21 protein-coding genes and 1 tRNA gene are annotated in these 19,913 nt (G+C 25.8%); 9 read left to right on the forward strand and 13 right to left on the reverse strand.

The genetic code is table 11. The features are described from left to right. Positions 1-7: 7 nt before the first annotated feature. Genes H0H55_RS01135 through H0H55_RS01150 form a run of 4 tightly spaced genes read left to right on the forward strand, consistent with a single transcriptional unit; the run spans position 8 to position 3,915 of the window. Positions 8-205, forward strand: a complete 198-nt coding sequence (locus H0H55_RS01135) for a CcoQ/FixQ family Cbb3-type cytochrome c oxidase assembly chaperone (RefSeq protein WP_185861468.1) — start codon at positions 8-10, stop codon at positions 203-205. Beyond that, positions 202-1,089 (forward strand): cbb3-type cytochrome c oxidase N-terminal domain-containing protein, encoded by an 888-nt coding sequence (locus tag H0H55_RS01140; RefSeq protein ID WP_185861469.1) that lies wholly within the window; start codon positions 202-204, stop codon positions 1,087-1,089. Before H0H55_RS01135 ends, H0H55_RS01140 begins: the two co-directional genes overlap by 4 nt. A 54-nt stretch (positions 1,090-1,143) precedes the next feature. Next, entirely contained in the window at positions 1,144-1,623 is a 480-nt protein-coding gene (locus H0H55_RS01145; protein ID WP_185861470.1) for a FixH family protein, read from the forward strand. A gap of 18 nt (positions 1,624-1,641) precedes the next feature. Next, complete coding sequence (locus H0H55_RS01150) at positions 1,642-3,915, forward strand: NADP-dependent malic enzyme (protein ID WP_185861471.1); 2,274 nt, start codon at positions 1,642-1,644, stop codon at positions 3,913-3,915. On the opposite strand, the gene murI is transcribed toward H0H55_RS01150, so the two are convergent. The 8 genes from murI to H0H55_RS01190 form a co-directional block, all read right to left on the reverse strand. Further along, on the reverse strand, positions 3,902-4,714 hold the full coding sequence (murI, locus tag H0H55_RS01155) for a glutamate racemase (protein WP_185861472.1): 813 nt from the start codon (positions 4,712-4,714) through the stop codon (positions 3,902-3,904). The two genes, H0H55_RS01150 and murI, sit on opposite strands and share 14 nt — an antisense overlap. Before the next feature lie 2 nt (positions 4,715-4,716). Further along, a complete protein-coding gene (locus tag H0H55_RS01160) occupies positions 4,717-5,067 on the reverse strand; it encodes a hypothetical protein (RefSeq protein ID WP_185861473.1) in 351 nt (116 codons plus the stop codon). Between the two features lie 72 nt (positions 5,068-5,139). Continuing rightward, the gene (gene rpsT, locus H0H55_RS01165) at positions 5,140-5,376 is read right to left on the reverse strand and encodes a 30S ribosomal protein S20 (protein ID WP_185861474.1); all 237 of its coding nucleotides are present in this window, start codon (positions 5,374-5,376) and stop codon (positions 5,140-5,142) included. Positions 5,377-5,387: 11 nt separating this feature from the next. Beyond that, positions 5,388-5,459: transfer RNA gene (locus H0H55_RS01170), tRNA-Glu, on the reverse strand. A 334-nt stretch (positions 5,460-5,793) separates the two neighbouring features. Further along, complete coding sequence (locus tag H0H55_RS01175; RefSeq protein WP_185861475.1) at positions 5,794-7,047, reverse strand: 3-phosphoshikimate 1-carboxyvinyltransferase; 1,254 nt, start codon at positions 7,045-7,047, stop codon at positions 5,794-5,796. Between the two features lie 4 nt (positions 7,048-7,051). Continuing rightward, the gene (locus tag H0H55_RS01180; protein WP_185861476.1) at positions 7,052-7,381 is read right to left on the reverse strand and encodes a nucleotide pyrophosphohydrolase; all 330 of its coding nucleotides are present in this window, start codon (positions 7,379-7,381) and stop codon (positions 7,052-7,054) included. Between the two features lie 6 nt (positions 7,382-7,387). Further along, positions 7,388-8,353, reverse strand: coding sequence for a transketolase family protein (locus H0H55_RS01185; protein ID WP_185861477.1), 966 nt, complete (start codon positions 8,351-8,353; stop codon positions 7,388-7,390). A gap of 13 nt (positions 8,354-8,366) precedes the next feature. Continuing rightward, positions 8,367-9,212 (reverse strand): transketolase, encoded by an 846-nt coding sequence (locus tag H0H55_RS01190; protein WP_185861479.1) that lies wholly within the window; start codon positions 9,210-9,212, stop codon positions 8,367-8,369. Between the two features lie 58 nt (positions 9,213-9,270). Here H0H55_RS01190 and smpB point away from each other — a divergent pair, with 58 nt between their 5' ends. Next, the gene (gene smpB / locus H0H55_RS01195; protein ID WP_185861482.1) at positions 9,271-9,714 is read left to right on the forward strand and encodes an SsrA-binding protein SmpB; all 444 of its coding nucleotides are present in this window, start codon (positions 9,271-9,273) and stop codon (positions 9,712-9,714) included. Between the two features lie 48 nt (positions 9,715-9,762). Beyond that, complete coding sequence (locus H0H55_RS03095; protein WP_238784176.1) at positions 9,763-11,316, forward strand: OmpA family protein; 1,554 nt, start codon at positions 9,763-9,765, stop codon at positions 11,314-11,316. Positions 11,317-11,373: 57 nt separating this feature from the next. On the opposite strand, the gene tatC is transcribed toward H0H55_RS03095, so the two are convergent. Continuing rightward, positions 11,374-12,168: a twin-arginine translocase subunit TatC gene (tatC, locus tag H0H55_RS01205; RefSeq protein ID WP_185861484.1), complete on the reverse strand. Its 795-nt coding sequence runs from the start codon at positions 12,166-12,168 to the stop codon at positions 11,374-11,376. Positions 12,169-12,248: 80 nt separating this feature from the next. On the opposite strand from tatC, the gene H0H55_RS01210 reads away from it, so the two are divergent. Further along, on the forward strand, positions 12,249-13,253 hold the full coding sequence (locus tag H0H55_RS01210; RefSeq protein WP_185861486.1) for a redox-regulated ATPase YchF: 1,005 nt from the start codon (positions 12,249-12,251) through the stop codon (positions 13,251-13,253). Here H0H55_RS01210 and H0H55_RS01215 read toward each other — a convergent pair. Then, the gene (locus H0H55_RS01215) at positions 13,243-14,328 is read right to left on the reverse strand and encodes a zinc-binding metallopeptidase family protein (RefSeq protein WP_185861487.1); all 1,086 of its coding nucleotides are present in this window, start codon (positions 14,326-14,328) and stop codon (positions 13,243-13,245) included. The genes H0H55_RS01210 and H0H55_RS01215 overlap by 11 nt on opposite strands. Before the next feature lie 19 nt (positions 14,329-14,347). Continuing rightward, positions 14,348-15,142, reverse strand: a complete 795-nt coding sequence (dapF, locus tag H0H55_RS01220) for a diaminopimelate epimerase (protein WP_185861488.1) — start codon at positions 15,140-15,142, stop codon at positions 14,348-14,350. Between the two features lie 65 nt (positions 15,143-15,207). On the opposite strand from dapF, the gene H0H55_RS01225 reads away from it, so the two are divergent. After that, positions 15,208-16,719, forward strand: a complete 1,512-nt coding sequence (locus tag H0H55_RS01225) for a Do family serine endopeptidase (protein WP_185861489.1) — start codon at positions 15,208-15,210, stop codon at positions 16,717-16,719. On the opposite strand, the gene H0H55_RS01230 is transcribed toward H0H55_RS01225, so the two are convergent. Both H0H55_RS01230 and tgt read right to left on the reverse strand, forming a co-directional pair. Next, positions 16,716-17,801 carry an LptF/LptG family permease gene (locus tag H0H55_RS01230; protein ID WP_185861490.1) on the reverse strand — a complete coding sequence of 362 codons (1,086 nt, stop codon included), beginning with the start codon at positions 17,799-17,801 and terminating at the stop codon, positions 16,716-16,718. The two genes, H0H55_RS01225 and H0H55_RS01230, sit on opposite strands and share 4 nt — an antisense overlap. 1 nt (position 17,802) lies before the next feature. Next, complete coding sequence (gene tgt, locus H0H55_RS01235) at positions 17,803-18,927, reverse strand: tRNA guanosine(34) transglycosylase Tgt (RefSeq protein WP_185861491.1); 1,125 nt, start codon at positions 18,925-18,927, stop codon at positions 17,803-17,805. 87 nt (positions 18,928-19,014) lie between these two features. Between tgt and rsmH the strand changes: the two genes are divergently transcribed. After that, positions 19,015-19,911, forward strand: a complete 897-nt coding sequence (gene rsmH / locus H0H55_RS01240) for a 16S rRNA (cytosine(1402)-N(4))-methyltransferase RsmH (protein WP_185861492.1) — start codon at positions 19,015-19,017, stop codon at positions 19,909-19,911. Positions 19,912-19,913: the final 2 nt, after the last annotated feature.

Below are 19,913 nucleotides of genomic sequence, written 5' to 3' on the forward strand. Positions count from 1 at the left end.
AAAGTTTATGATAAGTTTTTTTAAACAATATTTTACAGGAGAGAAAAATATAGGAATATTTCAATCCATTATGTTAATTTTGTTTTTATTGATATTTTTTTTTGTAATATTTTTTGTTTTTTCAAAATCTAAAGAATATTATAATAAAATAAGTTTAATTCCTTTAGAAGAATTAGAAGAAGAAGAAAAAAATAAAAGATCATGAGATCTAAAATTTCTTCTTTTATTATGATACCTTCTCTTTTATCTGTTATAATATTCATGTTTTATGTATTTTTTATAAGTTATAATCACATATCTTATTTAGTACATCCTATCACCATATTTTTTTTTATTGTAATTACAGTGTTATTGTATATTTTAGAGTCGATTAATCGTTTGATTTTTAAAAAAAAATTACAATTTATTTCAAAAGAAGAAAGGGAAAAACTTTTTGAAGAAAATGAAGGAAATTATTTTTATAGGCTTTATAAATTTATATTTTACGATTATAGAAAAATCCATCATAATGGAGTGAAAAAAATAGATCACGGATTTGATGGAATTATAGAATTAGATAACAAATTACCTATGTGGTGGGTTCATCTTTTTTATCTTACCATAGCTTTTTCTGCAATTTATTTTTTTTCTTATTTATTAATAGATTTTTCTAATCCTTATAAGGAGTATGATAGAGCTTATCAAAATCAATTAAAAGAAATTCAAATTTTTGAAAAAAATACTCCACAAGCAACTATAGAAAATGCACATTTTAAGGAAAACTTAATTCATAATGGAAAAGTTCTTTTTGATGAAAATTGTGCAACTTGTCATCAATCTGATGGTAGTGGGAATATAGGACCTAATTTAACAGATAATTATTGGATTAATATAAAAGACAAAGATTTGTTTAAGAACATATTTTATATAATATGGAATGGGAGTGAGAATAATCCAACTATGCGTGCTTTTGGTCAATCAGGAGAAATTAAAGGAAACGACATTGAAAAAATATCTAGTTATGTTTATTTTATCAATCAAAAATCTAAAAAACCTTTAAAAGGGAAAATTCATCAAGGAACAGAAATAAAAGAATGGAGAAAAATGTAATTATAATTACATTTTTTAGATTTTTTCTCGAAAAAATTTAAAGTTTTAATTATTATGAAAATAAAATTCAATTGGGATATTGGAATTGTGTTATCTTTAGTTTTTTTTATAATCTTTATTATTTACATTGCTTTCTTTTTTCCACATGTAGGAAGTGAACTTGTTTCAGATAAATATTATGAAGAAGAAATAAAATATCAAGAAATTATAGATGAAAAAAAAAATGTATTGAAACTTCCTGTAAAAATAAAAGTTTTTATTTTGTCTTCTGGAATTAAGATAATGTTTCCTTCTATTAATAATGATATTAATGGTTTTTTTACTTTATTCAGATCTTCTTCAAAAAATTTAGATTTTACACAACCTTTTAAAATATTGAAATCTGAAAAAAAAATATTATTGATTCCTAATAAATTTTTAAAAAAAGGACATTATAAACTTATAATAAGATGGAAAACAAATAAAAAATATTTTTTTGAAAAAGATATTTTTTGGAATCAATTAAATGTTTTTTACCTGTTTTCAAAATTTTAATATTTTAAACATAAAATCATGAGAAAAAACATAGGTAATTTTCGTGAAGAATCTTTAAATTATCATAGTAAATTCCCTTCTGGAAAGATACAAATAACCCCAACAAAAAAATATAGTAGTCAAAGAGATTTATCTCTTGCTTATTCACCAGGAGTAGCTGAACCTTGCAAAGAAATAGCTCGTTGTTCTACAGAAGTATATAAATATACTTCTAAAGGTAATCTTGTAGCAGTAATTACTAATGGATCGGCCGTATTAGGTCTTGGTGATATTGGAGCATTAGCTTCTAAACCGGTGATGGAAGGTAAAGCTCTTTTATTTAAAATATTTTCCGGTATTGATGTTTTCGATATAGAGATTAATGAATCTGATCCAGAAAAATTTATAGAAACAGTCAAAGCAATTGCTCCTACTTTTGGAGGAATTAATTTAGAAGATATCAAAGCACCAGAAGCTTTTGAAATAGAAAAAAGGCTTAAAAAAGAACTTAACATTCCTGTTATGCATGATGATCAACATGGTACTGCTATTATTTCTGGAGCAGCGTTGTTGAATGCTATTACTTATGTAGGTAAAAAAATTAATGAAATTAAGATGGTTGTTAATGGAGCTGGAGCTGCAGCCATTTCTTGTGCAAGAATATATAAACAACTTGGAGTTCTACCTGAAAATATTTTAATGTTTGATAGTAAGGGTTTATTACATACTTCAAGAAAAGATTTGAATGAAGAAAAAAAAGAATTTTCTGTCAATACTTATCCAATTCAAAAATTGGAACAAGCTATTAATAATTCTGATATTTTTATAGGGTTATCAATAGGAGGAGTATTAACTCCTAACATGTTAAAAAGTATGGCTAAAGATCCAATTGTATTTGCTATGGCAAATCCTGATCCAGAAATAGACTATAATTTAGCTGTTAAAATCCGTCCAGATGTTATTATGGCGACAGGAAGAAGTGATTATCCAAATCAAGTGAATAATGTGTTAGGATTTCCTTATATATTCAGAGGGGCACTAGATGTTCATGCTAATGTTATCAATGATGAAATGAAACTTGCAGCAGTATATGCTATCGCTTCTTTAGCAAAAGAACCTGTTCCAGAACAGGTAAATATTGTTTATAATAAAAAAAATATTTCTTTCGGAAAAGAATATATTATTCCAAAACCATTTGATAATCGTTTGATTATTCGTGTAGCTCCTGCTGTAGCAAAAGCTGCAATGGATTCTGGAGTTGCAAAAAATCCTATTTTAGATTGGAGAATCTATCAGGAAAAATTACTTGATAGAATGGGATATGAAAGTAAAATGCTTAGAATGATTCAAAATAGAGCACGTACAAATCCTAAAAAAGTTGTTTTTTGTAATGGAGAAGAATATGATATTTTAAAATCTATTCAAATTCTTCAAGAAGAAGGAATTGTTTCTATTCCCATAGTTCTAGGAAATGAAGATCGTATTAAACGTTTAATTGATGAAAATAATTTAGATATTGAGTTAAAAATTATAGATCCAGAAAAAAATAAAAAAGAAGTGGAGAATTTTTCTAAAATACTTTGGGGAAGAAGGAATAGAAAAGGTTTAACTTTATATGATTCCAAAATTCGCATGCGTACGAATGATCATTTCGGAGCTATGATGGTTGATCAAGGAAAAGCAGATGCTGTTATTACAGGATATTCTAGAAGTTTTTCATTAAGCTTACGTCCTATGTTAGAAGTTATAGGAAAAGCTGATTTTGTTCACAAAACGGCAGGAATGATGATTTTATTAACAAAACGTGGTCCTTTATTTTTAGCAGATACAGCCGTGATTTTAGATCCAACAAGTGAAGAATTGGCTAGAATAGCTTTAATGGCTTCTCATGTAGTTCAATATTTTGATATTGAACCTCGTATAGCTATGTTATCTTTTCAAAATTTTTCTTCTCATTCAAAAACTTCTTCTAAAGTCTCTCAAACAGTAGCCTTTTTACACAAAAAATATCCAGATTTAATAGTAGATGGAGAAGTTCAACCTGATTTTGCATTAAATGAATTTTTATTATCTAAAAAATTTCCTTTCTCAAAGCTTGTTAAAAAAAGGGCAAATATTTTTATTTTTCCAAATTTAGAATCAGGAAATTTGACTTATAAATTCATTAGAGGATTAGGAGAAGTTCAAACTATTGGTCCTGTTATGTTAGGAATGCGAAAACCTGCACATGTTATGCAAATGCAATCTAGTATAGAAGAAATAGTGAATCTAACTACTTTAGCTGTAATAGATGCACAAATTAGACAAAATTAAAAATATGTGTTTTAAAAAAAACTTTTTTACCAAAAAGAATTTGGACTTTTTTTTCAAAAAAAATAGGAATTGAACTAGATGTATAAAAAATAGGAAATCTATTATAAGTAGAATTTAAACATAATAGTTTTTTTTCATTTAACTTTTTCTTTATTTCTTGCACCACTATTTTTTGTATATCGATTAAATGAACTTTTCCATGATAAAAATTGTCTATTTCTTGTTTTAAGAATAAATAATGAGTGCAAGCTAATAATATTGCATCTATTGATTTTAAGTGATTTAAATAATTGCTTATAATAGGATTTATTTTTTTGATTTCCCAACCATTTTCTATAATAGTGGCTAATAAAGGTGCAGATATTTGAACTACATCTAAATGATGATAGTATTTTTTTATTTGATTTATATAAAAATTTGAATGAATAGTAGCAGGTGTTGCAATGATTCCTATTCTTTTATAAGAAAGAAAAATTGTATTTTTTATTACAGGATCTATGACATTAAATATTAATATTTTTTTATAAAATTTTTTATGAATAATATTTAAAGCATTCGATGCTATCGAATTACATGCTATGACTAAAGCTTTGCATTTTTTTTTATAAAGAAAAGATGCAATTTTCATAGAATTTTTGATAATAAATTCTTTAGATTTTTCTCCATAAGGCATATTTTTTGTATCACCAAAATAAATAAAATCTTCATGAGGCATCTGAATTTGAATTTCTTTAGCTATAAGAAGTCCGCCAATTCCAGAATCAAATATTCCTATTGGAGATAATGCATTTATTTTCATATTCAAATTAAATTAAAAGGAAAACGAATTAAAAAAAATAATACAGATAAAAAAAATAAAAATAAAACTGTATGAGTAATTTGATGATTTTGATATAATTTTTGATAGAAAAGAATAAATATTAAAAATCCAACAATCATTGTAATTGGATGTTCAATTAATTTAAAGCGAATTTTTTTTTGTTTAAAAATTTCAAAAATTCCAATTTTATTTTTATATAAATGAAAAAATATTAACATAAAACCAATCAATATCTGAACAAGTATAATGAGTACTGTCAAATTCAACATAACTTGAAAAAAAAACCCAATTTTTATTTTTGAATATCTTTTACTACATAAAATGTAGATCATTTCCATAATCAAAAAAATCATCAAAAAAAAAGCTATGTAACGATGAAATTTTGATAAAAATTTGATTAACAATTAATCAAATAATTTTTGACTCAGTTTTTTTTTTAATCTATCAGCTTTATTCATATGTATAATATTTTTCTTAGATAATTTATCTATCATGGAGATAACAACAGAATATTCTTTCTTGTTTTTATTCATTAATAATTTTTTTATAGCAGTCTTAGTACTTTTATATACATATTTGTTACGTAAACGTCTAGTATGATTTTGTTTGATTCTTTTGAAAGAAGATAAATGATTTGCCATAACAATTATTATAGCCCATAGGGGAATCGAACCCCTCTTTCCAGGATGAAAACCTGACGTCCTAACCAATAGACGAATGGGCCTCTGATATTTTATTGTAATTAGTAATACTAAGATAAATTAAATTTTTTTTATATATTTTGTTTTATGTAGATAAATCTATCAGATTTTTTTGAAAAAAAGTTTATCATAAAATAATTTTTATTTTCAGAATAGAGGAAGTCATGAGACTGAAAGACTAGAATAAAGAAATGTTTTTTCTTTTTATCAACCTAAAAAAGGTTTTTTTATTTCGAAAAAAAAAAAAAAGGAGATTTATAATTTTTTGTTGTGACATACTAAAAATCAAATTAATAATAGCCATCACATACAATTAGATCAAAATACTGGAATCATGGACTCTGGATCATCCATTTATTATTCACAATAATTAATTAAAAAACCTAAAGATTCTAAATCTCTCCAAAAATTAGGATATGATTTTTCTACAACATTTGGATTCTCTATTTTTATAAAATCAGAACATAATCCAAATGTAGAAAAAGACATTGCCATTCTATGATCTTGATAAGTTTGAATTTTGATAAAAGAATCAATTTTTTTTTCTCTACAAAAATCTATTATTCTTAAACAAGAATTCGTAATTTTTATTATCACTCCAAATTTTAAAAGCTCATTTTTTAATGCTTGTAATCTATCTGTTTCTTTAATTTTTAATGTTTCTAAACCTTTTAAATCACATTTTATACCAATAGCAGCACAAGTCACTACAATAGTCTGAGTAAGATCTGGTGTTTTGTTTAAATTTAATTCAATAAATTTTGGGAATGAAAAATTCAATTTTTTATTTAATATTATTACATCTTTATCAAAGATTGTATGAACGCCAAAGTATTTATCATATATAGATGAAACTTCTTTATCTCCTTGTAAACTTGTATTTTTATACGAACGTAAAATAATATGACTTTTTTTTGCAATAGCAGCCATAGAATAATAATAAGATGCAGAACTCCAATCTGATTCTACATGAAAATATTTTTTTTCCTTACTTTTTATTGGATAAATATGAATCATTCTGTCTTTCCAATCCGCTTTGATTCCAGCTAGAGTCAGTAAATCAAAAGTCATTTTGATATAGGGAATAGATGTAATCTTTTCCTGAAGATATATTTGTAACCCCATTTTAAATTTACTTGCTATTAACATAAGAGAACTTATATACTGACTACTCATTCTTGCATCAATATCTATTTTTCCTCCTAAAATTTTTTGACCCAAAATTTTGATTGGTGGAAATCCTTCTTTTTCCAAATAATAAATTTCAGATCCTAATTCTCTTAAAGCTTTCACTAATATAAAAATAGGTCTTTCTTTCATTCTATCTGATCCTGTTAATATCACTTCTTTTCCTTCTTGTATTGAGAAATAAGAGGTTAAAAAACGCATAGCAGTTCCAGCATGGTGAATATCTAATACATTAGAATTACTGACTAAACTTTTTTTTAGAATTACTGTATCTTCAGAATTAGAAATATTTTCAATATGAATATCATCTTTATAAATAGCTTTTAAAATTAAAAGACGGTTAGATATACTTTTAGATCCCGTAATTAATATAGAACCACATAAGTCATTGCTATTTTTGCAAACATTAATGTAAGAATACATACTTTTATTTTAATTTTTTATTGTCATGATGTCTATCATGGTCCCTAATTTTCTTTTTATTTAATTTTCTATGAAAGGATTTTTCTAAATCAATCCCAGTTTGATTTGCTAAACAAATTATAACGAATAATACGTCTGATAATTCTTCTCCAAGATCTTCGTTATTTTTACAATTTTTTTTATTTGATTGTTCTCCATAATTTCTAGCAACAATTCTAGAAACTTCTCCTACTTCTTCAGATAAAAGAATAGTGTTAGTTAATATATCAAAATAACGAATTCCATGATGAATTATCCAATTATGAACTAGTTTTTGTAAACTATGAATTTCCAAAATTTATTAGTTTTTTTTATGTTTTAAAACAAAATCTACTTTTTTTATAATAGATTGACGATCAATTTTATATTTTTTTAAAAGTTCCATAGGTTTTCCACTTTCCCCAAAAGTATCATTAACAGATACGAAACTTTGAATAACTGACGATTTTCTAGTAGTCAGTACTCTAGCTATACTTTCTCCTAATCCTCCCCAATAATTGTGCTCTTCTGCAGTAACAATACATTTTGTTTTATGAATAGATTTCAAAATGGTTTTTTCATCTAATGGTTTAATTGTATGAATATTAATCACTTCACATTCTATTCCTTTGTTTTCATATAAAATTTTAGACGCTTCCAAAGATTCCCATACCAAATGTCCTGTACTCACAATTGTTACATCTTTTCCCTCTGTTAATATGACTGCTTTTCCTATTTCAAATATTTTATTTTTATCTGTAAAATTAGCTACAGAAGGACGACCAAAACGTAAATATACTGGACCGAAGTAGTTTGATATAGCTATAGTAGCTGCATAAGTTTGATTATAATCACAAGTATTAATAACGGTCATTCCAGGAAGCATTTTCATCATTCCTATATCTTCTAAACTTTGATGAGTCGCTCCATCTTCTCCTAATGTTAACCCAGAATGTGAAGCACATATTTTTACATTTTTTGAAGAATAAGCAACAGATTGACGTATTTGATCATAAACACGAGATGTTGCAAAATTAGCAAATGTTCCAGCAAATGGAATATATTGACCAATACTAAGTCCAGCTGCGATCCCGATCATATTAGCTTCAGCTATTCCTATTTGAAAAAATCTTTCAGGAAATTTTTTAGAAAACTCATCCATAAATAAAGAAGTGGTAAGATCCGCACATAATGCGACTACTTTATTATTTTTTTTACCCAAAAAAGTTAAAGCTTCTCCAAAACCAGCTCTAGTTTCTTTAAGTCCCTTATTTTCATATTTTTTCATAAAAATTTTCTTATTAATAATCTCCTAAAGAAGTTTCAGGAAGTTGACGTAATGCTTTTTTTAATTCTTTTTCACTAGGATATTTTCCATGCCATGCATTATTTCCGACCATAAAATCAACACCGTATCCCATTTGAGTATATAACATGATTAAAATAGGTTTTTTTTTACCAGTTTCATTTTTAGCTTTTTTTAAAACACTTATTACTTTTTCAATATGATTCCCTTCTAATTCTTCGATAACTTTCCAATCGAAAGATTCAAATTTTTTTTTTAAATTCCCTAGAGGTAACACTTCATCTGTAGTTCCATCTATTTGCTGTCCATTATAATCTACAGTAGCTATATAATTATCTATTTTTTTTGCTCCCGCATATAAAGCAGCTTCCCAAATTTGTCCTTCGTTTAACTCTCCGTCTCCGTGTAAACTGTAAATTATACTATGATCTTCTCCGTTCAGCTTTTTTGATAAAGCGGCACCAATGGATACAGACATTCCTTGTCCTAAAGAACCGGAAGAAATCCGTATTCCAGGTAAATGAGTACTAGGATGTCCTTGTAAACGAGAATTTAATTTTCTAAAAGTAGATAATTCTTGAATAGAAAAAAAACCAGAACGAGCTAAAACACTATAATAAACAGGAGATATATGACCATTAGATAAGAAAAAAAGATCTTCACCCTTCCCATCCATAGTAAATTGATTTGGATTATAATGCATAATTTTTTTATATAAAGCCACAAAATATTCTGTACATCCTAGAGATCCTCCAGGATGGCCAGATTTTGCCTCATTTACCATGCGTAAAATATCTCTTCTTACTTGAATACACAAATCTTTTAAATAACGTACATTCATTTTTTCAATTTTTGTTTGTATATTTTTCTCAAAACTTTCACAAAAATAACAATTAATTATGAGTATTCTAAATCGGAGGGCAAGATTTTTATATCATTTTATAGAATATTATATAGCTGGAATACAGTTACTTGGAACAGAAGTAAAATCAATCAGACAAAATAAAGTCAATATTATGGAAAGCTTTTGTCAAATGAAACATGGAGAGTTGTATTCTATAAATATGTATATAGATGAATACAAATTTGGAACAAATTGTAATCATTCAAGTAAAAGAGAAAGAAAATTATTATTAAAAAAACAAGAATTAATAAGAATTAATAAAAAATTAAAAAATCCAGGTCTTACTTTAATTCCTATCGAATTATTCATTAAGGGATATATAAAAATGAGGATAGTTTTAGCTAAAGGAAAAAAAACACATGACAAACGTGAATCTTTACGAAAGAAAGATTTTTTTAGAGAAATTAAACAATCTTTCAAATTAAAAAATCGTATTTAATGAAATCAAATATTTATATTTGTTTAGATTTAAAGAAATTATAGTTTTATGAAAAACGTCAATTTTTTTATTGTTATTTTATTTGCTTTTTTTTCATCTGTTTTTTCACAAGATTCGAAAGAAAAATGGTTCATTCGTGTAGGAGCACATGATATTAATTATTATCCTATAAGGTCTCCTTTGAAAGGTTTTTTTCTTAAAAGGAATAATAGTTTTAATCCCATTATTTCTAGTATAGAATTAGAACACAATATAAAGAAACATATAGGTTTATATTTAGATGCTTCATTAGGTATGGTAGATAATACAAGATGGAGAATAGGAAATAATTTTTTTATCAAATTCAGCAATGGGATAAATTTATACATGTTACCTCATAAAAAATTTGATCCTTACTTAAGGTTAGGCATAGGTTATCATAAATTCAATAATTATCTAAACAGAGAATTGAGAATTTCAGATACAAAATATTTTAAAACAAATAGAAAGAATTTTTTTCTATTAGACGGTGGATTAGGTTTAAATTTTTGGCTGGTATCAAATTTTGGATTGAATGCTCAAAGTACTTATAATCAAGTATTTGCAAAACAATGTGGAGATTATTTGAATTTTTGGAAACATAATGTGGGACTGATTTTTCGTTTTGGGAATTTAAAAATAAATCATGATCATAAAATTGTAATAAATCATATAGATCAAGTAGATCAAGATCTGTCTGAAAAAAATGATAAAAATGAATCTGAAAAAAATAATAAAAATGAAGAGGAAGAAAAAGAGAAAAAAATTTATTGTCAAGATATAGATCAAGATCATGATCATGATGGAATTTGGGATAAAGAAGATTTATGCCCTAATCAATTTGGATTGAAAAAATTTAAAGGTTGTCCTGATACAGATTTAGATAATATTCCTGATCATGAAGATCAGTGTCCAAATCAATTTGGATTGAAAAAATTTAAAGGTTGTCCTGATACAGATTTAGATAATATTCCTGATCATGAAGATCAGTGTCCAAATCAATTTGGATTGAAAAAATTTAAAGGTTGTCCTGATACAGATTTAGATAATATTCCTGATCATGAAGATCAGTGTCCAAATCAATTTGGATTGAAAAAATTTAAAGGTTGTCCTGATACAGATTTAGATAATATTCCTGATCATGAAGATCAGTGTCCAAATCAATTTGGATTGAAAAAATTTAAAGGTTGTCCTGATACAGATTTAGATAATATTCCTGATCATGAAGATCAGTGTCCAAATCAATTTGGATTGAAAAAATTTAAAGGTTGTCCTGATATAGTTTTTCGTCCTATTCTATTTGGTTTAGGTAAATTTTCATTATCTACTCGTTCTTTAAAAATTATTAATAATGTTGCTAATATTATGATTAATAATTTTCCTAATTCGAAATTTTACATTAATGGATATACAGATGCTAATGGAAAATCCCGTTATAATCAATTTTTATCTCTAAAAAGAGCTCGTTCTGTATTTGAAGCTTTAGTTTCAAAAGGAGTGGATTCTTCTAGAATAGAAGTTAGGGGATTAGGAGTCGGAAAGAAAAAGAAAAGATGTGTTGAAATTGTAATACGTAAGTCGTAAGTAATAAGCATAAACATAAATAAGAAATAAAAAGTCTCTTTGATTGAGGCTTTTTATTTATTTGCATAAAAAAGATATATATACACTTATTTGATAAAGTATTAATAAGGGTATTAAGACTATGATTGTACTTAAAATATCTCCTGGGGTTATAGCAGATGCTATAACTAGCATAATCAAGAAAGCATGTTTTCTATATTTTTTCAAAAATGAAGAAGATATTAATTCTATTTTAGTAAGAAAAAATATAAAAAATGGAAATAAGAAAATAATTCCCATAGAAAGTACTGAATGAATGATCAAAGAAATATAATCTGATAAATCAAATATATTTTTAGGAATCGAACTGATTCGAAAAGAATATCCAAAATGAATCAAAAATGGACATAATATAAAATAACCAAAAAAAATCCCCAATAGAAACATAAAAGAGACCAGAATTAATATACATATAGAATATTTTTTTTCTTTATACGAAAGAGCCGGTTTGATAAATTTCCAAAATTCATAAAAAACATAAGGGATAGATAAAATTACCCCTCCTATAAAGCAAGTCCATACATAAATATTAAATTGTCCAAATATTTGTCTATTTTGTATTTCTAAATTATTATACAAAAAATAAACGGAATTTAAATGAATACCTAAACCAGAAAAAGAATTCACTAATTTGTAAAATATACGGTAAGTGATAAAATCTTTTTTTGCTGGAGCAAAAATAATACAATCGAATATAAAATTTTTATTATTCATTAAAATAATCATTGAAATAATTATTGCACAAATGCAATGAATTACATGTTTTCTTAGTTCTTCAATATGTTTCCAAAACGGCATTTTATTTTCGTTCATTCAAAAAAAAAATTAAATTTTTATAAAATAATATTTCTTTTTCATAAAAAATTGTAATTTTCATGTTAAACTTCATATAAATGAAATGTGGAATTATAGGTCTACCAAATACAGGAAAATCGACATTCTTTAACAGAATTTCTAATTCTAAAGCTTTATCAGAAAATTTTCCTTTTTGTACCATAGAACCAAATTATGGAATCACAAAAGTTCCAGATCAAAGATTATACGAACTCAAAAGAATTATTAATCCTGAGAAAATAATTCCATCCGAAATAAAAATAATAGACATAGCAGGTTTAATTAAAGGAGCGCATAAAGGAGAAGGATTAGGAAATAGATTTTTATCTCACATTCGTGAAACAAATGTCATTATACACATAATACGTTTCTTTCTCGACATAAGTATCCTTCATGTAGAAGGGTCTGTGAATCCTATTAGAGATAAAGAAATCATTGATATGGAATTACAGTTCAAAGATCTAGAAACAATAGAAAAAAGATTAAAAAAAATAAATCAAAAAAATCAGAAATATATAGAGATACTACAAAAAATTCTTTCTTTTTTAAAAAAAGGAAAAAATGTTAGAACGTATCCATTTCAAAAATATGAAAAAGAATATATAAAAGATTTACAGTTATTAACTGTGAAACCTATAATTTATGTATGTAATATAGATGAAAAACTGGATATAAAAACTAATTCACATATAGAAAATATTAAAGAAATGGTAAAAATGGAGAATGCTCCTTTGGAAATTTTATCATTGAAAAAAAATTGTATAAAAGTTGACCAAATATTAAAAAAAACTTATAAGTTATTAAACTTACAGAGTTTTTTTACAGTAGGTAAAAAAGAAATTCGATCTTGGTCTATTCCTAGTACATGTACAGCTTATGAAGCTTCTTCAGTTATTCACACAGATTTTAAAAAAGGATTTATTCGAGCAAAAGTGATTCATTATGATGATTTTATTAAATATGGGTCCGAAGAAAATGTGAAAAAAGCAGGAAAAATATTTTTAGTAGGAAAAAATTATCTCATTCAAGATGGAGATATCATTCAATTTCGATTTAATCAATAAAAAATTTTTTATTTTTATTATTAATTTCTTGTAAAGTTTCAAAAATCAGTAATATAGCTTTTTCTACATCATTTTTATGAACCATTTCTACTGTGGTATGCATATATTTAAGAGGAATGGAAATTAAAGCAGACAATACTCCTCTATTGGAATAAGCAAAAGCATCTGTATCCGTTCCTGTATATCTAGATGATGCTAAACGTTGAAAATGTATTTTCTTATTCATAGCAGTTTGAATAATTAATTCTCTAATATTTTTGTGTATTGAAGGAGAATATCCAATAACAGGGCCCAATCCACATTTTACATCTCCTTGTATTTTTTGATCAATCATAGGACTATAAGTATCATGTGTCACATCCGTCACAATAGCTATGTTAGGTTGTATGGTTTGAGATATCATTTTAGCTCCTTTTAATCCTACTTCTTCTTGAACTGAATTGACTATGTATAATCCAAAATTTAAATCAACTTTATTTTCTCTTAGCATTCTTGCTACTTCCGCTATAATAAAACCTCCTATTTTATTATCTAATGCTCTAGATACAAAATAATTTTGATTCATAATAAAAAACTTATCGGGATAAGTGATAACACAACCTAGATGAACGCCCATTTTCATCGCTTCATTTTTACTTGAAACACCAATATCAACAAATATATTATCTATATTAGGAGATTTTTCTTCTGAAGGTTTTCTTGTATGAATAGCAGGCCATCCAAAAACTCCATGTACAAATCCTTTTTCTGTATGAATGATTACTCTTTTAGATGGAGCTATTTGGTGATCAGATCCTCCATTACGAGATACATATATCAATCCTTCTTCTGTAATATAATTAACGTACCATGATATTTCATCAACATGTGCTTCAATAATCAATTTATATGGAGAATTATAATTGATAATTCCTACTGCTGTTCCATATAAATCAGTTTGAATTTTTTCTACATAAGAACTAATATGGTTTATCCATATTTTTTGTCCTTTACTCTCATCTCCCGTTGGAGAAAATTCATTCAAATATTTTTCAAGAAATTCAATAGAATTACTATTAATTGAATAATGACTCATTCTTTTTTTTAAATTAAATTCAAATCGTAATACATCCTTCAAATATAAATTGAACATTTCCGGTTAAGTAAATCTCTTGATATTCATTTTTTGTTTTTTTGAATGAAACCCATAATTTACCTCCAAGAGTTTTAACCAAAATATTTTCAACACCATTTTTTATTTTATTAGTTTCGCATGCAGCAATAACAGAAGCGACTACTCCTGTCCCACAGGATAAAGTTTCATTTTCAACTCCTCTCTCATAAGTTCGTACTTTTAAAGTTTGATCTTCAAGTATTTCCACAAAATTAACATTGACTCCTTCTTCTAAATAAGTACTTTGAGATCTTATTTTTTTTCCTTCTTTATATACGTCTTTTTCTGCTACATGTTCTACGAATAGAATATGATGTGGAGATCCAGTGTTTAAAAAAACATATTCTGAATGAATTTCTATTGCATTTTTATCTATGTTAAGCATATTTATAGAAACTAAATTCTGATTATTTATGAATCCAACATGATATCCATCCATAGCTCGAAAATAAATTTTATCCTCTTTTTTTTTTATCCCTAACTTATGAGCAAAAGAAATTGCACATCTTCCTCCATTTCCACACATTGTGCTTTCGATCCCATCAGAATTACAATATTTCATATAAAAATCACTATTATTATCATTTTTAATGAAAATAATTCCATCAGCCCCAATTCCAAAATGTCTATCACACAATCTTTTGAATAAAAAAGGATTCCCCATCCCCTCTTTTCTATAATCTAGAAGTATGAAATCATTTCCTGTTCCTTGATATTTATAAAAACTTAATTTCATAAATTAAATAACGAAGTTAATATTATTTTTTAATATATTTGTTTTAATAATTTTTACTATATGATATGAAAAAAATAGTTTTTTATATTGTGTTAAGCAGTGTTATGAGTTCAATAATAACTATTTCTGCATATAAACAATATGTAAGAGAAGAATTTTTACCTTTTCCATATACATCAGAAAAAACAAAACTTACTTCTGCTTCATCAAATTCTTCATCATTGGTTAGTTCTGGTGGTTTACCTGATTTTACCAGAATCGTATCAAAAACCATACATACAGTAGTCAATGTAAAAAATTATTCAAAAAAATACACCAATCAATTTGATCCATTTGATTTTTTCTTTGGATTTCCTGATGATTTTGGAAATAGAGGAAGAAAACCTCAAAAAAATAATGATATTCCTGGACTTCATGGATCTGGGGTAATCATATCTCCTGATGGATATATTGTGACTAATAATCATGTTATAAAAGATGCAGATAAAATAGAAATCACTCTACATGATCAAAGAACTTATAAAGCAAAGTTAATAGGAACAGATCCTAGCACAGATATGGCTTTATTAAAAATTAATGAAAAAAATTTGCCTTTTATTTACTTTTCTGATTCTAATAAAGTACAAGTTGGAGAATGGGTTTTAGCTATAGGAAATCCTTTTGATTTAAACTCGACTGTTACAGCTGGTATCATAAGTGCAAAAAATAGAAGTTTGGGTATATTAAGAGGAGAAACACAATCACAATCAGCTATTGAATCTTTTTTTCAGACTGATGCAGCTGTAAATCCTGGTAATAGTGGTGGAGCTTTAATTAACACTAATGGGGAATTAATTGGAATTAATACAGCTATTTCCTCTGCTTCAGGAAATTTTATAGGATATAGTTTTGCTGCTCCTTCTAATTTGGTAGCAAAAGTGATACAAGACATAAAAAAATACGGAACCGTACAACGTGCATACTTAGGAGTCAGAGGTATGGATCTTTCTAAAACCGAATATTTAAAAGCTTATAATAGAGAAACACATCAAAATATAAAATCACAACAGGGTTTTTTAATAGGAGAAGTATTTGAAAACAGTGGAGCAGCTGATGCAGGTTTGAAAAAAGGAGATATTATAAAAAGTGTAGATGGAAAACCTATACAAAATGTTGCAGATTTATCATTTATTGTTGGAACTAAACATCCAGGTGATAAAGTTAAAGTGAATATTGTACGTAATAAAAATACAAAAACTTTTACCGTTGTTTTAAAAGATTTGCAGGGAAGAATAAAAATAAGAACTAAAGAAGAAATTTCTCCTTCTGAATTATTAGGGGCAAAATTTGAACCATTAAGTAAAGAGTATAAAAAAGATTTTGGAATTAATTATGGAATTATAATCACAGAAATCAGAACAGGTCGTTTAAGTTCTATAGGGTTGGAAGAAGGAGACATCATTTTATCTATTAATGGAGTAAAAATGAAAAAACCTAATGATGTTGATAAAATTTTGAAAAAGTATTCAGGCGATGTGACAATCAAATCTATTAAACAAAACGGACAAGTATATATAGCAGGATTTGAAATGAATTAATTTCTATTTCTATCCCAATAAAAAAATATTGTAATTATTCCATAAATTAAATTTGGAAACCAAACAGCTAAAAAAGAGGGTATATAATCCTTGTTAGAATATATTTTGTTAATTTCTACAAAAAATATATAAAAAAAGGCTAACGCAATTCCTATAATCAGGTTATAGGCGATTTCTCCTTTTTTTCTTTTTGTAGATATGGATAGTCCTAAAACAGTAAATATTAAAGTAGAAAAAGGTAAACTTGTTCTTTGATAATATTCATTTAAATGCATATTCATGTTTTTTTTGTCTTTTTCCATATCAATAAATTTTTTCAATTCATGAATATTCATAGTTTCTGCTATATATTCCTCCGGTAATAGTTGTTCTGGAGTTATGGGTAATTTCTTAATTTTATAATCTCCTATCATAAAAAAATCATGATTTTTTTTTATGATAGTTTCTTCATAAGAAAGAAAAATATATATTTTATACTTTTTGTACCAAAAAATATTCTTAGATTTTAAAATGTGGATTAACTTTTTCCCATTAAATCTTTGATATACACATTCTTTACCTATGTTTTTTTTTTTTGAAAAATTTCGAATGAAAATATACTCATTTTTTGAAATTTGAGCACTTATTGTTTGATTATTTTCATATTTATTTTTGTATTTTGCACTTAATAAATATTGATAATGGAATTTGTTTTTTTTTTTGTTAGCTATAGGTAAAAAATAATAATTTAGTATTAAAGATACAATTCCTATCATAATAGCTGATGTCAAATAAGGGAATGTCAATCTCATAAAACTAATACCATTTGATAAAATGGCCATAATTTCTGAATTATGGGTTAATTTTGATGTGAAAAAAATAACAGATAAAAAAACGGAAATAGGAGAAAAAGTATTAATTAACCATATGGACCAAAAAGGATAATAATCAATTAAAGCCTCTTTAATTGATCCTTGATTATTTTCTAAACGATGCATTCTTTGAGAAATATCTATAATTACAGATAAAAATTGAATAGAAATCGTAATAAATACAAAAGTTCCAATAAAATTACGAATAATATAACGATCAATAATTTTCATATTATAAACGTTCTTGTAATAAAGGAATTATAGATTTTTTCCAAGAAAAAAATTTATTATGTAGAATATGAATTTTCGCTTCTTGAATAAGATGAAAATAAAAAGAAAGATTATGAATGGAAGCAATTTCCTTTGCTAAATTATCTTTAGATAAAAAAAGGTGTCTGACATAAGATTTACTGTATAATTGATCAACATAAGAATTCCCAAATTCATCTAAACAAGAATAATCTTTTTCCCATTTTTTGTTTTTGATATTCATGATTCCTTTCCACGTAAAAAGCATTCCATGACGTCCATTTCTTGTAGGAATCACACAATCAAACATATCGATTCCTAAAGCTATTCCTTCTAAAATATCTACAGGATAACCTAATCCCATTAAATATCTAGGTTTTTCTTTAGGTAAAAGATCTGTTAATAAATTAATCACACTATGTGTTTGTTCTTTTTCTTCTCCTAAACTTAATCCACCTATTGCATAACCTTCAGCTTTTAATAAGGAAATATATTCTACAGAATATTTTCTTAGATCCGTATAAATACTTCCTTGTATAATAGGAAAAAAACTTTGCTTATAATTATATATTTCTGGATTATTTCGTAAATAATAATAACATCTTTTTAACCAACGATGCGTTTTTTTTAAAGATTTTTCAGCTTCTTGATAACTACAAGGAAAAGGAGTACAATCGTCAAAAGCCATAATAATATCTCCACCTATAATACGTTGAATTTGCATAGATTTTTCAGGATCAAAAAAATGAAAGGATCCATCTAAAATAGATTTAAATACAACTCCATTTTCAGTATTTTTATTTAATTTTTTCATTGAAAAAATTTGAAAACCTCCACTATCTGTTAATATAGATCCTTTCCAATTTAGAAAAGAATGAATACCTCCTGCTTGACGTAATACTTCAATACCGGGTTGAAAATGTAAATGATAAGTGTTTCCAAGAACTATTTTAGATATTTTATAAAGTTCATGATTTGGAACAGATTTAACATAACCTTTTGAAGCTACTGGCATAAAAATAGGTGTTTCTATTTGCCCATGATCTGTTTCTAAAATTCCTATTCTTGCTTTTGAACAAGTATCCGTTTTAATTAAGTCAAATTTCATTTGAAAAAATTTTTAAAAATTTAAGTGATATATGTGACATATAGTATTTATAAAATATAATTTCGTCCTATATATATCTATATAAAAATGAATTTTCAATATCGGCATAAGCCAGTTCTTACAAAAGAAAGTATAAAAAATTTAATTACAGATCAAAATGGAGTTTATGTAGATGCTACATTCGGTACAGGAGGACATTCTTATGCTATACTAAAAAAATTAAATAAAAAAGCAACTCTAATCGCTTTGGATCAGGATAAGGAATCTATCGAAAAAAATTGTATTCAAGATAAACGTTTTCATTTATTTCACAAAAATTTCATTCATATACGTAATGTTTTGAATCAAAATTGTATAAATAAAGTATCAGGAATATTAGTAGATTTGGGAATTTCATCTTTGCAAATAGATAATCCGACAAGAGGTTTTGCGAATCGATTCGATTGTGTTTTAGATATGAGAATGAATCAAGAATCTTTTTATTCTGCTCAAAATGTTCTAAATGAATGTTCAAAAAAAAAGTTATTTCATATATTTTATGAATATGGTGAATTAAAAAATGCAAAAAAAATTGCAGATAAAATATTTAATAAACGTTTAAAGAAAAATATTAAAACTACTTTGGATTTAATTCGTCTTTTCTCTATAAAAGGATCGTTTAAAAATAAAAAAAGATTTTTTGCTAGACTTTTCCAGTCTATACGAATAGAAGTTAATAATGAAATAAATGTTTTAAAGGATTTTTTATTAGAATCTTCTAAAATTATATTACCAGGAGGGAGAATTGCCGTGATTTCATATCATTCTATAGAAGATAGAATTATTAAATATTTTTTTAAAAAAGGAATTATAATAAATAAAGTAAATTTTAAAACTCTTCCTTTCCAAATGATACATAAAAAAGTCATTAAACCTAGTTTTCAAGAAATCATAAATAATCCACGATCTAGGAGCGCTAGATTAAGAATTGCAGAAAAAACTTAAAA

It is taken from the genome of Blattabacterium cuenoti, assembly GCF_014251795.1.
Lineage (GTDB): Bacteria > Bacteroidota > Bacteroidia > Flavobacteriales > Blattabacteriaceae > Blattabacterium > Blattabacterium cuenoti_AB.

Coding starts and splice junctions, on each gene's coding strand:
- H0H55_RS01230 (WP_185861490.1), bottom strand. CDS start 17,801: ATGAAAATTATTGATCGTTATATTATTCGTAATTTTATTGGAACTTTT.
- H0H55_RS01145 (WP_185861470.1), top strand. CDS start 1,144: ATGAAAATAAAATTCAATTGGGATATTGGAATTGTGTTATCTTTAGTT.
- H0H55_RS01225 (WP_185861489.1), top strand. CDS start 15,208: ATGAAAAAAATAGTTTTTTATATTGTGTTAAGCAGTGTTATGAGTTCA.
- tgt (WP_185861491.1), bottom strand. CDS start 18,927: ATGAAATTTGACTTAATTAAAACGGATACTTGTTCAAAAGCAAGAATA.
- H0H55_RS01140 (WP_185861469.1), top strand. CDS start 202: ATGAGATCTAAAATTTCTTCTTTTATTATGATACCTTCTCTTTTATCT.
- H0H55_RS01210 (WP_185861486.1), top strand. CDS start 12,249: ATGAAATGTGGAATTATAGGTCTACCAAATACAGGAAAATCGACATTC.
- rsmH (WP_185861492.1), top strand. CDS start 19,015: ATGAATTTTCAATATCGGCATAAGCCAGTTCTTACAAAAGAAAGTATA.
- dapF (WP_185861488.1), bottom strand. CDS start 15,142: ATGAAATTAAGTTTTTATAAATATCAAGGAACAGGAAATGATTTCATA.
- murI (WP_185861472.1), bottom strand. CDS start 4,714: ATGAAAATAAATGCATTATCTCCAATAGGAATATTTGATTCTGGAATT.
- smpB (WP_185861482.1), top strand. CDS start 9,271: ATGAGTATTCTAAATCGGAGGGCAAGATTTTTATATCATTTTATAGAA.
- H0H55_RS03095 (WP_238784176.1), top strand. CDS start 9,763: ATGAAAAACGTCAATTTTTTTATTGTTATTTTATTTGCTTTTTTTTCA.
- H0H55_RS01160 (WP_185861473.1), bottom strand. CDS start 5,067: ATGATCTACATTTTATGTAGTAAAAGATATTCAAAAATAAAAATTGGG.
- H0H55_RS01190 (WP_185861479.1), bottom strand. CDS start 9,212: ATGAATGTACGTTATTTAAAAGATTTGTGTATTCAAGTAAGAAGAGAT.
- H0H55_RS01215 (WP_185861487.1), bottom strand. CDS start 14,328: ATGAGTCATTATTCAATTAATAGTAATTCTATTGAATTTCTTGAAAAA.
- H0H55_RS01150 (WP_185861471.1), top strand. CDS start 1,642: ATGAGAAAAAACATAGGTAATTTTCGTGAAGAATCTTTAAATTATCAT.
- H0H55_RS01135 (WP_185861468.1), top strand. CDS start 8: ATGATAAGTTTTTTTAAACAATATTTTACAGGAGAGAAAAATATAGGA.
- H0H55_RS01185 (WP_185861477.1), bottom strand. CDS start 8,353: ATGAAAAAATATGAAAATAAGGGACTTAAAGAAACTAGAGCTGGTTTT.
- H0H55_RS01175 (WP_185861475.1), bottom strand. CDS start 7,047: ATGTATTCTTACATTAATGTTTGCAAAAATAGCAATGACTTATGTGGT.
- tatC (WP_185861484.1), bottom strand. CDS start 12,168: ATGAACGAAAATAAAATGCCGTTTTGGAAACATATTGAAGAACTAAGA.
- rpsT (WP_185861474.1), bottom strand. CDS start 5,376: ATGGCAAATCATTTATCTTCTTTCAAAAGAATCAAACAAAATCATACT.